Origin of the sequence: Saccharopolyspora galaxeae (assembly GCF_016526145.1) — a bacterium.
Lineage (GTDB): Bacteria > Actinomycetota > Actinomycetes > Mycobacteriales > Pseudonocardiaceae > Saccharopolyspora_C > Saccharopolyspora_C galaxeae.
Genome location: NZ_JADDUE010000003.1, coordinates 498,888 through 513,757, shown reverse-complemented (window position 1 = coordinate 513,757; position 14,870 = coordinate 498,888). Strand labels below are relative to the sequence as shown.

The following is a 14,870-nucleotide window of genomic DNA, read 5'->3' as shown; positions in this document are numbered from 1 at the left end:
CGCGGTTTCGTTCCGACCGGCGGGTAGCGTCGAAGCCGTGAGTGACGGCCTGTTCGACGAGGGGTTGTTCGGCGCCGAGACCGAGGACCGCGCCGGGGAACGGCTGGCCGAGAACGCGCCGCTGCCGGTGCGGATGCGGCCCCGTTCGCTGGACGAGGTGCTCGGCCAGGACCACCTGCTGGCCGCGGGCGCCCCGCTGCGCCGGCTGGTGGAGGGGGCGGCACCGGCTTCGGTGCTGCTCTACGGCCCGCCGGGCACCGGCAAGACGACGCTGGCGAACCTGGTCTCGCAGGCGACCGGACGGCGGTTCGTGGCGTTGTCCGCGTTGTCGTCCGGGGTCAAGGAGGTGCGCGGGGTCATCGATGAGGCCCGGCGGCGGCTCGGCCGTTCCGCCGAGGCCACGGTGCTGTTCATCGACGAGGTGCACCGCTTCTCCAAGACCCAGCAGGACGCACTGCTGGGCGCGGTGGAGGACCGCACGGTGCTGCTGGTGGCCGCGACCACCGAGAACCCGTACTTCTCCGTGGTGGCCCCGCTGCTTTCGCGGTCCCTGGTGCTGCAACTGCACAACCTCGGTGACGACGACGTGCGCGAGCTGGTGCGCCGTGCGGTGTCCGAGGAACGCGGCCTCGGCGACGCGCTCGGGCTCGACGAGGAGGCGCTGGAGCACCTCGTCGCGCTCGCCGGCGGCGATGCGCGGCGCGCGTTGACGGCGCTGGAGGCCGCGGCGGAGTCCGCCGAGTCCAACGGTGCGCAGCGGATCGACCTGGCCACGGTCGAGGCCACGGTCAACCGCGCGGCCGTGCTCTACGACCGCGGCGGGGATCAGCACTACGACGTGGTCAGCGCGTTCATCAAATCCATCCGCGGCTCCGACGTGGACGCCGCGCTGCACTACCTGGCCCGGATGGTCGAAGCCGGGGAGGACCCGCGGTTCATCGCCCGCCGCCTGGTGGTGCACGCCAGCGAGGACGTCGGCATGGCCGACCCGACGGCGCTGCAGGCGGCGGTGGCGGCCGCGAACGCGGTGCAGTTCATCGGGATGCCGGAGGGCAGGCTCGCGCTCGCGCAGGCCACGGTGCACCTGGCGACCGCGCCGAAGTCGAATTCGGTGATCATGGCCATCGACGCGGCGATGGGCGACGTGCGTGCGGGCAAGTCCGGTTCGGTGCCCGCGCACCTGCGCGACGGGCACTACGCGGGCGCGAAGAAGCTCGGCAACGCGCAGGGCTACCGCTACCCGCACGACCGCTCGGAAGGCGTGCTGGAGCAGCAGTACCCGCCGGACGAGCTGGTGGGCGTCGACTACTACGAGCCCAGCGGACGCGGCGGCGAGCGCGTGCTCGGCGAACGGGTTCCGAAGCTGCGCGGCATCGTCCGCGGCGAGGGCGAATAGCGCCGCGGGCAGGAATCCGGCGCGGTGGGCCGTCGAGCAGAATGTGCGCCGACGGAGAACAGCCAGCCCGAGGAGGTCGTGCCGGTGCAGTCGCGGATCGTGGTCACCCGGAGGATTCCGGACTCCGCAGTCGAACTGCTGCGCAGCGCAGGAGACGTGCACGTGTGCGAGCGGGATCAGGCATTGGAACCCGCCGAGCTGCACGAGGTGGTGCGTGGCGCGCACGGCGTGGTCACGATGCTCGGCGATCGCGTCGATGACGAACTCGTGACCGCGGCCGGCCCGCAGCTGCAGGTGGTGGCCAACGTGGCGGTCGGCTACGACAACGTGGACGTGCCCGCGGTGACCGGGCGCGGCGTCACCGTGACGAACACGCCGGGCGTGCTCACCGATGCCACCGCGGATCTCGGATTCGGCTTGCTGCTGATGGCGACGCGGCGGCTCGGTGAGGGGGAGCGGCTGATCCGGTCCGGGCAACCCTGGTTCTTCCACCTCGGATTCATGCTGGGTACGGGCTTGCAGGGCAAGACCCTCGGGATCATCGGCCTTGGCGGGATCGGGCAGGCGATGGCTCGCCGCGCTCGCGCGTTCGGCATGAACATCGCCTACGCGGGTAGGCGGCGCGCGGCCCCGGAGGTGGAATCCGAGCTCGACGCCCGCTACCTCTCGCAGGACGAGCTGCTGCACGAAGCCGACGCGCTGTCGCTGCACTGCCCGCTCACCGAGCAGACCCGGCACCTGATCGACGAGTCGGCGCTGGCGAAGATGAAGCCCTCCGCGGTGCTCATCAACACCAGCCGCGGACCGGTCGTGGACGAAAAAGCCCTGGCCGAGGCGCTGCGCGAAGGCCGCATCGCGGCAGCGGGCCTGGACGTCTTCGAACGCGAACCGGCCGTCGAACCCGCGCTGCTCGAACTGGACAACGCGGTGCTCATCCCGCACCTGGGCTCGGCGACGGTGGAGACGCGCAGCGCGATGGCCGAACTCGCCGCGCGCAACGTGGCGGCGGTTCTCGCCGGGACCGGACCGATCACCCCGGTGGGTGCTTGACCGGCACCGACGCGCCGAACCACCGGCGGCATCGGCGCCCGGGCCGCACGGTAACCTGACGCGCGATCAAGCCACCGGGAATTCTCGCGGTGGCCGGACAATCACAGGGAAACCAGAAACCGGGAGGGCACGTGACGCCCACGCAGATCGCCGCGCTGATCGTCGCAGGCGCGTTCGTGCTGCTGGTCGTGCTGCTGGCGGTCCCGCTGGTCAAGCTCGGCCGTACGCTGGACGAGGCGACCGTCGCGATCCGCAAGGCGCACGAGAACTCCGACCCGCTTTTCACCGGCGCGAACTCGACGCTGACGCACGTCAACACCCAGCTGGAACGGGTGGACGGCATCACCACGAACGCCAAGACCGTCAGCGGCAACGTTTCGGCGTTGTCCTCGCTGTTCACGGCTACACTCGGTGGCCCGTTGGTGAAGACCGCGGCCTTCTCGTACGGGGTGAGCAAGGCATTGCGCGCTCGCCGCAAGCGCAAGGAAGAGCCGTGGGGCAAGCACTCCCGACGCAAGGGAGGCCGCAAGTGAGGCGGATGTTCTGGTTCGGGGCCGGTATCGCGGCCGGTGTCGCGGTGATGCGCAAGGTCAACGAGACCACGCGCAAGGCGACCCCGAACGGCGTGGCCGAGCAGCTCGGCGGCGCCATGCGCGAGCTCGCGGGTGCCGTGGGCTCGTTCGGCGCGGACGTGCGCGCCGGGATGACCGAGCGGGAGCAGGAGCTGCAGAACGTCGTGGACGGCACCTCGTTGCCGCCGCAGCGGCTCGCCGATTCCCGCTCCGTCGAAGCGGCTCGCCCCGGTGAGAGCCGAGTTCGTGACGGTGGGCGCGCACCGGCACGGCGAGCTCGCCGGGCGGATCGCTGACGCGGCACCTCGGGTGACCGGCCGCGACGCTTCGCCGACCGGTCGGTCCCCGCTCGCCCGCGAGCCTTCCGCCCACGCCGTCCGGATTCCGCAGCACCCTCCACGAAGGACCCACCGTGCAGACCCACGAGATCAACAACCGCTTCCTGGAACACTTCCGCAGCTCGGGCCACACCGTGGTGCCCAGCGCGTCGCTGATCCTGGACGACCCCACCCTGCTGTTCGTCAACGCGGGGATGGTGCAGTTCAAGCCGTACTTCCTGGGTGATGCCCCGGCGCCGTACCCGCGCGCGACGAGCATCCAGAAGTGCGTGCGCACCGGCGACATCGACGAGGTCGGCAAGACCACGCGGCACAACACGTTCTTCCAGATGGCGGGCAACTTCTCCTTCGGCGACTACTTCAAAGAAGGCGCCATGGAGCACGCCTGGAAGCTGCTGACCTCCGCGGTCGCCGACGGCGGCTACGGCATCGACCCGGAACGCCTGTGGGTCACCGTTTTCGAGAAGGACGACGAGGCCGCTGCGATGTGGCGCAACACCACCGGCATCCCGGCGGAGCGCATCCAGTCGCGCGGTCCCGAGGACAACTACTGGGACATGGGCGTGCCCGGTCCGGGCGGGCCGTGCTCGGAGATCTACTACGACCGCGGCCCGGAATACGGCCGCGAAGGCGGCCCGAACGTCGACGAGGACCGCTACATCGAGATCTGGAACCTGGTGTTCATGCAGGACATCAGGGGCGAGCTGCCCCCGAAGGCCGGCAACCCGCCGATCGGTGAGCTGCCCACCAAGAACATCGACACCGGCATGGGCATCGAGCGGGTGGCCTGCCTGCTGCAGGGCGTGGACAACGTCTACGAGACCGACCTGGTGCGTCCCGTGATCGCCAAGGCCGAGGAGCTCTCCGGCCGCACCTACGGCGCCGACCACGCCGACGACGTGCGCTTCCGCGTGATCGCCGACCACGCGCGCTCCGGCGTGATGCTGGTCGGCGACGGCGTCACGCCCGGCAACGAGGCCCGCGGCTACGTGCTGCGGCGGTTGCTGCGCCGCATCGTGCGCTCGGTGCGCCTGCTCGGTGTGCAGGAGCCGGTGCTAGGCGAGTTCACCCAGGTCGTGCGGGACGCGATGGCGCCGGGCTACCCGGAGCTGGTCACCGAGTTCGACCGGATCGACTCGGTGATCCGCAACGAGGAGGACGCCTTCCGCGCCACCCTCACCACCGGCTCGAAGATCTTCGACGTGGCCGTGACCGAGACCAAGAAGGCCGGCGGCACGCAGCTGGCGGGGGACAAGGCGTTCCAGCTGCACGACACCTACGGCTTCCCGATCGACCTGACTTTGGAGATGGCCTCCGAGCAGGGACTTTCGGTGGACGAGCACGGTTTCCGCGAGCTGATGGCCGAGCAGCGCCGCCGCGCCAAGGAGGACGCGAAGGCCCGCAAGACCGGCCACGGCGACCTGTCGACCTACCGCACGCTGCTCGACGAGCACGGCACCACCGAGTTCATCGGCTACACCGACCTCCAGGCGCACAGCCGGGTGCTCGGGCTGCTGGTGGACGGCGCGCCCGCGAGTTCCGCGGCGGCGGGCACCGAGGTGGAGCTGGTGCTCGACCGCACCCCGTTCTACGCCGAAGGCGGTGGCCAGATCGCCGACACCGGCACGCTGGTCGGGCCGGGCGTCGAAGTGCGGGTGCACGACGTGCAGCGGGCCGTGCCGGGGCTGTTCGTGCACCGCGCGAAGGTCGTCGCCGGCGAGCTGGGCTTGGACACCACGCTGGAGGCCGGGGTGGACCAGCAGCGCAGGCGCGCCATCGCCCGGTCGCACTCCGCCACGCACCTGGTGCACGCCGCGGTGCGCGGTGCCTACGGCAAGCGGGCGGCGCAGGCCGGTTCGCTGAACTCGCCCGGCCGGATGCGGTTCGACTTCACCGCGCCCGCCGCGGTGTCGGCCTCGGTGCTCGGCGGCGTCGAGGAAGAGGTCAACGACTACCTGCAGAACGACGTCGAGGTCTCCTCCTACACCACGACGATGGACCGGGCGATGGAGCTCGGCGCGGTCGCGCTGTTCGGCGAGAAGTACGGCGACCAGGTCCGCGTGGTCGACATGGGCGACTACTCGCGCGAGCTGTGCGGCGGTACGCACGTCGGGCGCATCGGTCAGCTCGGCGTGGTGAAGCTGGTCGCGGACTCCTCGGTCGGTTCCGGGGTGCACCGGGTGGAAGCGCTGGTCGGGATGGACGCCATGCGTCACATCGGCAAGGAGCACCTGCTGGTCAGCCAGCTCGCCGAGCAGTTCAAGGTGCCCGCCGAGGACCTGCCGGACCGGATCGCCGGGGTGGTGAGCCGGCTGCGCGACGCGGAGAAGGAGCTGGCGCAGCTGCGGGTGCAGCAGGTGCTGTCCTCGGCCGGTGACCTGGCCGGGCGCGCCGCCGACGTGCGCGGCGTGAGCCTGGTGGCAGAGCAGGTCGCCGACGGCGTGGACGGCGGCTCGCTGCGCGCGCTGGCTGGCGAGGTGCGGGGGCGCCTGACCGGCAGGCCCGCGGTCGTCGCGCTGTTCGCGCCCGACTCCGAGCAGGGCAAGGTGTCCTTCGTCGTCGGTGTCAACGACGCTGCGCAGGACCTCGGGCTAGCTGCGGGCAAGCTGGTGCCCGCGTTCGCCGGCGAGGTCGGCGGTCGCGGCGGCGGCAAGCCGGACATGGCGCAGGGCGGCGGATCGGACCCCGCGGGCATCACCGCGGCGATCGGCGCGCTGCGCCGGGAGCTGGACCGGGTGATCCAGGGGTGAGCGAGCACCAGCGGCCCGACCCGGGCGCCGGGCGGCGGCTGGGCGTGGACGTCGGCGCGGTGCGCGTCGGCATCGCGCTCAGCGACCCGGCGCCGATGCTGGCGACTCCGCTGGTGACGCTGCGCCGCGACGAGGACGCGGGCAGCGACCTCGCGCAGCTGGCCGGCCTGGTCGCCGAGCACGAAGTGGTGGAGGTGGTCGTCGGCCTCCCGAAGACGCTGCGCGGCGATCACGGCAGCGCCGCCGAAGCCGCGCGGAAGTACGCAGAAGCGCTCACCGAGCGGATCGCTCCGGTGCCGGTGCGCTTTCACGACGAACGGTTGACCACGGTCACGGCGAGCCGCATTCTCTCCCAACGGGGGGTTCGCGGTAAGCGCCAGCGCGCCGTGGTCGACCAGGCCGCCGCAGTGGAGATCTTGCAGGCATGGCTTGACGCCCGGTCGCAGACCACCTGAGAGGACCTTTCGTGAGCGACGATCTCGGCCTGTTCACCGACGACGCCGGAGAGCCGCCGCGCAGCCGCAAGGAAGCCCGCCAACGGCGGGAACGGCTGCGCAGGCGCAAGCGGCGCGGTTCGGTCACCGCGATGGCCGGTGTGTGCGTGCTGCTGCTGGTGGGCGTGGGCGTGGTCTACGGCGCCATGCAGATCCTGCGCATCGGTTCGTACGAGGACTACGAGGGCCAGGGCAGCGGTGAAGTCGTCGTGGAGGTCTCCTCCGGTGACACCGTCAGCAACGTCGCGCAGACGCTGTCGAAGGCGGACGTGGTGGCCTCGTCCTCGGCGTTCACCAACGCCGCCGAGGAGAACCGGCAGATCAACAACGTCCAGCCCGGTTTCTACCTGATGAAGTCGAGGATGTCCGGGGCCGCGGCGGTGCAGCGCATGTTGTCGCCGGAGGCAAAGACCGGCCGCGTCGAGGTCCGCGGCGGGCAGCGGCTGGAGGACCAGCTCAGCCCGGACGGCGGGAGCACGCCCGGCCTGCTCACCAAGCTCGCCCAGGCCACCTGCACCGACGCCGCCAAGCAGTGCACCACGCCGGAGCAGATGCACCAGGCGGCCGCCTCGGCGGACCTGGCCGCGCTGGGCGTTCCGGAGTGGGCGATCGCCGATGCGCAGAAGGCGCCGCCGGAGCGCCGGTTGGAAGGCTTGATCATGCCGGGCGTCTACGACGTCAAACCGGGCGAGCCGCCGGAGGAAGTGCTGCGCCAAGTGGTCACCAAGTCCGCTGCGCTGCTGCAGGCCGCCGGACTGCCGCAGGCGGCCGATGGCACCGGGCACACCCCGTACGAGCTGCTGACCATCGGCTCGCTGGTGCAGAGCGAGGGCATCCAGGACGACTTCGGCAAGGTCGCGCGGGTGATCTACAACCGGACCACCGACCCGCAGATGAAGTTGCAGATGGACTCGACGATCAACTACCCGCTGGACAAGCCGACGCTGCTGACGAAGTCGGAGGACCGGCAGAAACCGGGTCCGTACAACAGCTACCAGAACTTTGGCCTGCCGCCGACGCCGATCTCCACGGTGAGCAAGGCGGCCTTGCAGGCGGCGGAGAAGCCCGACGAGGGCACCTGGGTGTACTTCGTGAAGTGCTTCCCGGACGGGCACTCCTGCTTCGCGACCACCCAGGCCGAGCACGACCGCTACATCCAGGAGGCCCAGCAACGTGGCGCGTTCTGACCCCCGCCGGGCGGCGGTGGTCGGTTCCCCGATCGGCCACTCGCTCTCGCCGGTGCTGCACGAGGCCGCGTACCGCGAGCTCGGTCTGCCGTGGAGCTACGAGCGGATCGAGCGGGACGCCGCGGGACTGGCGGGGCTGGCGGGCGAGCTCGGCCCGGAGTGGGCGGGCTTGTCGGTGACGATGCCCGGCAAGCACGCCGCGTTGCGGCTGGCCGAGCGGGCCACCGAGCGGGCCGCGGCCGTCGGCGTGGCGAACACGCTGACCAGGTCGGAGACCGGTGGGTGGGACGCGGACTGCACCGATGTGGACGGTGTGGCGGGCGCGCTGCGCGCGGCAGGCGGGTTCACCGGCGGGCGCAGCGCGCTGGTGCTCGGCGCCGGTGGCACGGCGGCCGCCGCGATGGCGGCGTTCGCCGAACTGGGGTTGGGCGAGGTGACGCTCGCCGTGCGCGAACCGGCGCGAGCGGGCGAGGTGCTGGCCACCGCCGAACGGGTCGGGCTTTCGGTGGCCGTCGAACGGCTCGACGAGCTGGACCTCGCGTCGGTGGCGGCATCGGTCGACGTGCTGGTCTCGACGCTGCCCGCCGGTGCCGCGGATGCGTTCGCGCCGGAGCTGGCGCGGGCGGCGTGCGTGCTGGACGTGATCTACCACCCGTGGCCGACGCCGCTGGCGCAGGCGGTCGGCAAGGAGGGCGGTCGGCTGGCCACCGGGCTGGACATGCTGCTGCATCAGGCGTTCGGGCAGGTGGAGCTGTTCACCGGCCTGCCGGCGCCGCGCGTGGCGATGCGGGATGCGCTGCTGAGCGCGACCGGGGACGTGCCGCTGCCGCTGTGATCCGGAGGCTTCGGGATCCCGGTGCCGGGCCGCGCGCCCGTCATCGCCTGTCGCGCGGCCCGCTCACCTACCGGATCACTGGCCGTCGAGGTCGGAACTGACCAGCTCGGCCAGGTGGTCCAGCGCGGCGTCCGCGCCGTCCCCGTCGGCGGCGAGCACGACTTCGTCGCCGTGGTCGGCGCCCAAGGTCATCAGCCCGAGGATGCTGCCTGCCTGCACCGGCTCGGTGTCGGCCTTGCGGATGCTGATCTGCACCGTCTGGGCCGCGGCGGCCTTGGCGACCAGTGCGGCTGGACGCGCGTGCAGACCGACCTTGCTGGCCACGGTGACCCGTCGCTCAGGCATGGGATTCCCTTTCGTGCGTTGCGGGATGGAAACGACGTGCGCGGGTTCGGTGCGTCAAGGCTTGCCGCTGCTTCCCGCTGTACCGGTGTCCGTGCTCGTGCCGGTGCCCGTGCCCTGCCCGGCCGTGCCGGACCCGCCGGGGGCTTGGGACTGCTGGCTCTCGTCGAGCAGCCCGCCGCCTTCGGCGCTGTCTTCGCGGCCGGGCGTGCGCAGGTTCCACTTGGTGATCACGAACCGGAACACGAAGTAGTAGATCACCGCGTAGCCCAGCCCGATCGGGATCAGCCACAGCGCACGCTGCGCGATGCCGAAGTTCAGCACGTAGTCGATCGCTCCGGCCGAGAACCCGAACCCGGAGTGGATGTCCAGCCAGTTCACCAGCGCGTGCGAGCTGCCGGTGAGCACCGCGTGGACCAGCAGCAGCGGCCACGCCACGAAGATGAACGAGAACTCCAACGGCTCGGTGATACCGGTCAGGAACGACGTCAGCCCCACCGAGAGCATCACCCCGCCGACGGTCTTGCGCTGCGCGGGAGGGGCGCTGCGCCAGATCGCCAGCGCCGCGGCGGGCAGCGCGAACATGAAGATCGGGAAGAAGCCGGTCTGGAACGTGCCCGCGGTCGGGTCGCCCTCGAAGAACCTGGCGATGTCGCCCTTCTCGCCGTGGTAGTCGCCGAACAGGAACCACACGACGTTGTTCAGGATGTGGTGCAGCCCGAACGGCAGCAGCAACCGGTTGGCCACGCCGTAGATCCCGCCGCCGATGACCGCGTTCGTGGTGACCAGGTCGCTGAACGCGGTCAGCCCCGCGTCGAACAGCGGGAACACCAGGCCCAGCACCGCGCCGATCACCAGCATGGACACCGCGGTCACGATCGGCACGAACCGCCGCCCGCCGAAGAAGCCCAGGTATTCCGGCAGCTTGATGCGGTGGTAGCGCTGCCACAGCCACGCCGCCACGAGACCGGCGATGATGCCGCCGAGCACGCCGTACGGGCCCTTGTTGAAGGTGGTGCCGTCCTCCTGGCCGGTGATCTCCCACATCACCCCGGAAAGCACCAGGTAGCCGACGGCGGCCGACAGCGCCGTCGAACCGTCCGCTTTGCGCGCGAAGCCGATCGCCACACCGATCGCGAACAGCAGCGGCAGGTTGTCGAACAGCGCACCGCCCGCCGCGCCGATCACGCCGGCGACGGCCTGCACGCCCGGGACGCTGCCCAGCAGGTCCTCCTGCCCGAGCCGCTGCAGCAGCGCGGCGGCGGGCAGCACCGCGATGGGCAGCATGAGGCTGCGGCCGAGCCGTTGCAGCAGCGCGAAACCCTTGCTCGAGCTGCCGCCTCCCGAGCCGACGGTCATGGGGCTACCTCCTCCGATGGGTGGCCGGGCGCTCCGGCCTGTCGCGCTGATTCATGGCACAGCGCCGGGTCTTGGGAAAGCACTCGTTCTCGGCAGCGGTCCCGATCTCGCGAGCGGACCGGGTCCTGGGAAAGCACCGGCTCTTGCGGCCGCACCGGCATCGTCACCTGGTACGCGTCTCCTCGATACCAGGACGTCATGTCCTCGACGGGCTTGCCGCGGGCGGTGCTCACCCGGCGGAACACCAGCAGCGGGCTGCCGGGGCGCACGTTCAGCAGGCGGGCGTTGTCCGCATCGGCCCCTTCGGCGAGCACGGTCTGCATCGCCTGTTCGAGCCGCACACCGTAGTGCCGTTCCAGCAGCGAGTACAGCGATCCCGTCAGGTCCTGCTCGAGCAGGTCCGGCGTGGCCTGCGGGTGGTACCAGCCGCGTTCCACGGCGAGCGGCACGCCATCGGCTTTGCGCAGCCGGAACAGCCAGTAGGCCGGTTCGTCCGGGAGCAGCCGCAGCGATCGCGCGGTGTCCGGCGGGGGCGGGTCTTCGGCGTGGTCGAGCAGCACCGTCTCCGGCCGCATTCCGCGGTTGCGCATGTCGTCGGTGAACGACGCCAGGTGCAGCCGGGAGTCGACGCGGCTGGTGAACGTGCCCTTGCCGCGCACCCGGACCAGCACGCCTTCGCTGACCAGCTGGCCGATCGCTTCGCGCACGGTCAGTCGGGACACTTCGTAGCGCGCGGTCAGCTCCCGCTCGGAGGGCAGCGCCGCGCCGGGACCGAGGTGCTCGGTGGCGAGCTCGCGCAGGATCTCCCGCAGTTGGGCGTGCTTCGGCGTCGGCCCGTCGGTCAGCGCGCGCGGTGTGCTGCGCTGGGCGGTGCGCTGCGGCACTACGGATCTCCTTGGTCCGGGTGTTCCCCGGCTCGCCGGGCGGTCGGCCCGCTGGTCCGGCCGGAAGCGCCGCGCGGACCGCGGTGGTTGGTACTGTCCGGTCTAAACCAGTTGATGCGGAAGAATGGAGCGCCACGCGGACGGGTGTCAAGGTGGCCTCGTTTTCGTTGCCGCATTGACATTCGGTGACGCAAGATCGACCGAGTGCGAGATCCTCTCCGGGTGAGTAGCGCCAGGGGTGGGCCTCTGGAGGACGAAGGGAGCACGGGGTGGCCGACGACAAGGCCGCCGCGATCCTGGCCGCGCTGGGCGGCGGGGGAAACGTGGTGGAGATCGATCCGTGCATTACGCGCCTGCGCTGCAAGGTCCACGACGAGGCACAGGTCGACGAGGCGGCGTTGAAAGCCGCGGGCGCGCACGGGGTGCTGCGCCAGGGCGAGGTCGTGCAGGTCGTGGTCGGCCCGGAGGCCGACAGCCTCGCCGAGGACATCGAGGACCTGTTGTGAGCATCGAGGTCGCAAGCCCGGTCGCGGGGCTGGCCGCGGCGCTGTCGGACGTGCCGGACCCGGTGTTCTCGCAGGCCATGGTCGGTCCTGGCGTCGCGGTGAAGCCGACGGCCGAAGCCGCGGACGCGGTCGCGCCGATCGCCGGGACGGTCGCCACGCTGCACCCGCACGCCTTCGTGGTCGCTTCGGCGGGCGGCACCGCGGTCCTGGTGCACCTGGGCATCGACACGGTGCAGCTCAAGGGCGAGGGATTCGAGCTGCACGTGGCCAAGGGCGACCAGGTGGCCGCGGGGCAGCGCATGGTCTCGTGGGACCCGGCTGCGGTCGAAGGGAAGGGCTTCTCGTCGGTGTGCCCGGTGGTCGCGCTGGACGTGGCGCCGGACGCTCTCGGTGATCTCCGCGAGGACGGTCAGGTCGCTGCCGGCGATCAGTTGTTCACCATCGACGGCCACGCCTGATTTTCGCTGCTGCAGCGGAGCTCGGGTTCCTCCCGGTCCAGCGGTGAGGAGCCCGTTTTTCCTGGTATCAGCGCTGGGCTGGGCGCTTTTCCGGATGCGGCCGGAGTTGTGCCGCGGGGCGAGCCGACACGCCGAGGCGTGTTCTCCGATGACTGCACGTGTTTGAACGCCACGCTGGGTGCATGGAAACGATGACCGTGCTCGCGATGGTGTTGGGCGGTGCCTCGGGCGCCGCGGTTGGAGGGCTCGGCGGGGCCGTGCTGAGCCGGCTGCGCCGCGGAGTGCGCCCGCCGCCGTGGAGCTGCGAGACGGCGGTCGCGGTGCTGTGGGCGCTGGTGGCCGCCCGCACCGCGGCCGGTGCCTTACCGGTGTGGTGGGCGCCGGTGCCGTTGCTGCTGGCCTGGGGCGGTGTGTTGCTCGTGGCCTGCGATCTGCTCGCCTCGCGGCTGCCGGACGCCCTGACGCTGCCTGCGTATCCAGCGCTGTTCGCGGCGATCGGGGTCGCGTCGTGCGCATCCGGCTCCCCGGTGTCGATCGGCGCTGCTTTGCTGGGAGCGGGCTTGTTCGCGGGCGTCTACCTGCTGGTCCGGCTGATCGCACCGGCGTCCCTCGGGCCGGGAGACGTGAAGCTGTCCGGGGCGCTCGGCGCCGCCGTCGGCGCCGTCGCGCTGCTCGCGGTGCCGCTGTCGATGTTGGCCAGCGCCGTGCTCACGCTGCTGCACCTCCGAAGATCCGGCGGCGCTGCGGCCCCGCACGGCCCGGCCATGCTGCTGCCTGCGTGGCTGGTCACGGCGGTGGGGCCGGTTCCATCCGCGCCGGTCGGAGGTGGTTGAGCCGCTGCACCCGCGAAACCCCCGGGCAGCCGCGGCGTGGCAGGATTTGCGGTGTGATGCGCTGGATGACTGCCGGAGAATCGCACGGCCCCGCCCTGGTCGCGGTGCTGGAGGGAATGGTCGCCGGAGTGGAGGTGACCACCGCCGACATCGCCGCCGAGCTGGAGCGGCGCAAGCTCGGCTTCGGCCGCAGCCCGCGGATGAACTTCGAGGCGGACGAGCTGGAGATCATCGGCGGCGTCCGGCACGGTCGCACCCAGGGCGGCCCGGTGGCCATCCGCATCGCCAACACCGAGTGGCCCAAGTGGGAGCAGGTGATGGCCGCGGACCCGGTGGACGAGGACGTGCTGTCCTCACTGGCCCGCAACGAGCCGCTCACCCGGCCCCGGCCCGGCCACGCCGATCTGGCGGGAATGCAGAAGTACGGCTTCGACGAGTCCCGCCCGGTGCTGGAGCGGGCCAGCGCCCGGGAGACCGCGTCCCGGGTAGCGGTCGGCACCGTCGCGCGGCGGTTCCTGCGCCAGCTGCTCGGGGTCGAGATCGTCAGCCACGTGGTCAGCCTCGGCTCGGTCAGCGTGGCAGGCGAGGCCATGCCCGGTCCGGACGACCTGGACGCGATCGACCACAACCCGGTGCGCGCCTTCGGCGATGAGGCCACCGAGAAGATGATGGCCGAGGTCGACGCGGCCAAGGCCGACGGCGACACGCTCGGCGGCGTCGTGGAGGTCATCGCCTACGGCCTGCCCGCGGGCATCGGCTCGCACGTGCATTGGGACCGCAAGCTGGACGCCCGGCTGTCCGCGGCGTTGATGAGCATCCAGGCGATCAAGGGGGTGGAGATCGGGGAGGCGTTCGCGAACGCGGCGCGGCGCGGCAGCGCGGCGCACGACGAGATCTACCCGGCCGAGGGGGCTCGCTGGGTCAGCCGCGGCAGCAACCGCGCAGGCGGACTCGAAGGCGGCATCACCAACGGCGAGCCGCTGGTGGTGCGGGCGGCGAAGAAGCCCATCTCCAGCCTGCCGCGCGCGCTGGCGACCGTCGACGTGGCCACCGGTGAGCCGGCGCAGGCGATGCACCAGCGCTCCGACATCACCGCGGTGCCGCGAGCGGCCGTGGTCGCCGAGACGATGGTCGCCCTGGTGCTGGCCGAGGCGGTGCTGGAGAAGTTCGGTGGTGACTCGCTGCCGGAGACCCGCCGCAATGCCGAGGGGTACTTGGCGGCGCTGGCCGAGCGCGCCGAGAAGCGGCAGGTGCGCTGATGCCGCCCCGCGCAGTGGTGGTCGGCCCGCCCGGATCGGGCAAGACGACCGTGGGCAAACTGCTCGCCGAACGTTTCGGCGTGCCGTTCCGGGACGTCGACGACGACATCGTGGAGCTGGCGGGCAAGCCGATTCCCGAGATCTTCACCGCGGACGGCGAGGACGCCTTCCGCGAGCTGGAGGAGCGGGCGGTGGCCGCCGCGGTCGGCGCGCACGACGGCGTGCTGTCCCTCGGCGGCGGTGCGGTGCTGTCCGACCGCACCCGCGAGCTGCTCGCCGGGCATCCGGTGGTTTTCCTGTCGGTCGGGCTGGCCGAAGGCGCCCGTCGCGCGGGTCTGGCCGCGGGTTCCCGGCCGCTGCTGGTCGGGGTGAACCCGCGCGCGATGTTCAAGGCGCTGCTGGAAGCCCGCCTGCCGCTGTACCGGGAGGTGGCTCTCGTCGAGCAGCCCACCGACGGCATCGAGCCGTGGCGGCTGGCCGAACTCGTCGACGAACAGCTCGCCGCGGCCCGCGGGTCGGATCCCGCGAGCCCAGCCCCGCGGGCCCGGATCGAACGTGAATAATCGCCCCTAGGCGTTCCGGGGCGTTCGTCGCCCCGGCCGAATCA

16 protein-coding genes are annotated in these 14,870 nt (G+C 71.6%); 13 read left to right on the top strand and 3 right to left on the bottom strand.

What is annotated here, in order from left to right; all coding sequences use genetic code 11:
• Positions 1-37: 37 nt before the first annotated feature.
• The 8 genes from INP57_RS10055 to INP57_RS10020 all read left to right on the top strand — a co-directional run bounded on the left by INP57_RS10055 (position 38) and on the right by INP57_RS10020 (position 8,622).
• Positions 38-1,396: a replication-associated recombination protein A gene (locus INP57_RS10055; protein ID WP_200069822.1), complete on the top strand. Its 1,359-nt coding sequence runs from the start codon at positions 38-40 to the stop codon at positions 1,394-1,396.
• An 84-nt stretch (positions 1,397-1,480) separates the two neighbouring features.
• A complete protein-coding gene (locus INP57_RS10050) occupies positions 1,481-2,446 on the top strand; it encodes a 2-hydroxyacid dehydrogenase (protein WP_200069821.1) in 966 nt (321 codons plus the stop codon).
• A gap of 131 nt (positions 2,447-2,577) precedes the next feature.
• A complete protein-coding gene (locus tag INP57_RS10045) occupies positions 2,578-2,979 on the top strand; it encodes a DUF948 domain-containing protein (RefSeq protein WP_200069820.1) in 402 nt (133 codons plus the stop codon).
• Positions 2,976-3,314 (top strand): hypothetical protein, encoded by a 339-nt coding sequence (locus INP57_RS29455; protein ID WP_307849992.1) that lies wholly within the window; start codon positions 2,976-2,978, stop codon positions 3,312-3,314. Before INP57_RS10045 ends, INP57_RS29455 begins: the two co-directional genes overlap by 4 nt.
• Positions 3,315-3,430: 116 nt before the next feature.
• Positions 3,431-6,106 (top strand): alanine--tRNA ligase, encoded by a 2,676-nt coding sequence (gene alaS / locus INP57_RS10035; RefSeq protein ID WP_200069819.1) that lies wholly within the window; start codon positions 3,431-3,433, stop codon positions 6,104-6,106.
• Complete coding sequence (gene ruvX / locus INP57_RS10030; protein ID WP_200069818.1) at positions 6,103-6,561, top strand: Holliday junction resolvase RuvX; 459 nt, start codon at positions 6,103-6,105, stop codon at positions 6,559-6,561. Before alaS ends, ruvX begins: the two co-directional genes overlap by 4 nt.
• Before the next feature lie 11 nt (positions 6,562-6,572).
• Positions 6,573-7,787 carry an endolytic transglycosylase MltG gene (mltG, locus tag INP57_RS10025; protein WP_200069817.1) on the top strand — a complete coding sequence of 405 codons (1,215 nt, stop codon included), beginning with the start codon at positions 6,573-6,575 and terminating at the stop codon, positions 7,785-7,787.
• Complete coding sequence (locus tag INP57_RS10020; protein ID WP_200069816.1) at positions 7,774-8,622, top strand: shikimate dehydrogenase; 849 nt, start codon at positions 7,774-7,776, stop codon at positions 8,620-8,622. Before mltG ends, INP57_RS10020 begins: the two co-directional genes overlap by 14 nt.
• 75 nt (positions 8,623-8,697) lie before the next feature.
• On the opposite strand, the gene INP57_RS10015 is transcribed toward INP57_RS10020, so the two are convergent.
• The 3 genes from INP57_RS10015 to INP57_RS10005 are packed head-to-tail and all read right to left on the bottom strand — an operon-like array spanning position 8,698 to position 11,207.
• Entirely contained in the window at positions 8,698-8,967 is a 270-nt protein-coding gene (locus INP57_RS10015) for an HPr family phosphocarrier protein (protein WP_200069815.1), read from the bottom strand.
• 54 nt (positions 8,968-9,021) lie between these two features.
• On the bottom strand, positions 9,022-10,323 hold the full coding sequence (locus INP57_RS10010; protein WP_200069814.1) for a PTS transporter subunit EIIC: 1,302 nt from the start codon (positions 10,321-10,323) through the stop codon (positions 9,022-9,024).
• Positions 10,320-11,207 carry a GntR family transcriptional regulator gene (locus tag INP57_RS10005; RefSeq protein ID WP_200069813.1) on the bottom strand — a complete coding sequence of 296 codons (888 nt, stop codon included), beginning with the start codon at positions 11,205-11,207 and terminating at the stop codon, positions 10,320-10,322. The genes INP57_RS10010 and INP57_RS10005 overlap by 4 nt, the downstream gene beginning before the upstream one ends.
• A 269-nt stretch (positions 11,208-11,476) precedes the next feature.
• On the opposite strand from INP57_RS10005, the gene INP57_RS10000 reads away from it, so the two are divergent.
• From INP57_RS10000 to INP57_RS09980, 5 genes are all read left to right on the top strand, one after another.
• Positions 11,477-11,713, top strand: coding sequence for a PTS sugar transporter subunit IIB (locus INP57_RS10000; protein WP_200069812.1), 237 nt, complete (start codon positions 11,477-11,479; stop codon positions 11,711-11,713).
• Complete coding sequence (locus INP57_RS09995) at positions 11,710-12,171, top strand: PTS sugar transporter subunit IIA (RefSeq protein WP_200069811.1); 462 nt, start codon at positions 11,710-11,712, stop codon at positions 12,169-12,171. The genes INP57_RS10000 and INP57_RS09995 overlap by 4 nt, the downstream gene beginning before the upstream one ends.
• 182 nt (positions 12,172-12,353) lie before the next feature.
• Positions 12,354-13,004: a prepilin peptidase gene (locus INP57_RS09990; RefSeq protein ID WP_233627197.1), complete on the top strand. Its 651-nt coding sequence runs from the start codon at positions 12,354-12,356 to the stop codon at positions 13,002-13,004.
• Positions 13,005-13,057: 53 nt separating this feature from the next.
• Positions 13,058-14,263 carry a chorismate synthase gene (aroC, locus tag INP57_RS09985; protein ID WP_200069810.1) on the top strand — a complete coding sequence of 402 codons (1,206 nt, stop codon included), beginning with the start codon at positions 13,058-13,060 and terminating at the stop codon, positions 14,261-14,263.
• Entirely contained in the window at positions 14,263-14,826 is a 564-nt protein-coding gene (locus INP57_RS09980; RefSeq protein WP_200069809.1) for a shikimate kinase, read from the top strand. Before aroC ends, INP57_RS09980 begins: the two co-directional genes overlap by 1 nt.
• The last annotated feature ends 44 nt before the right edge of the window (positions 14,827-14,870 follow it).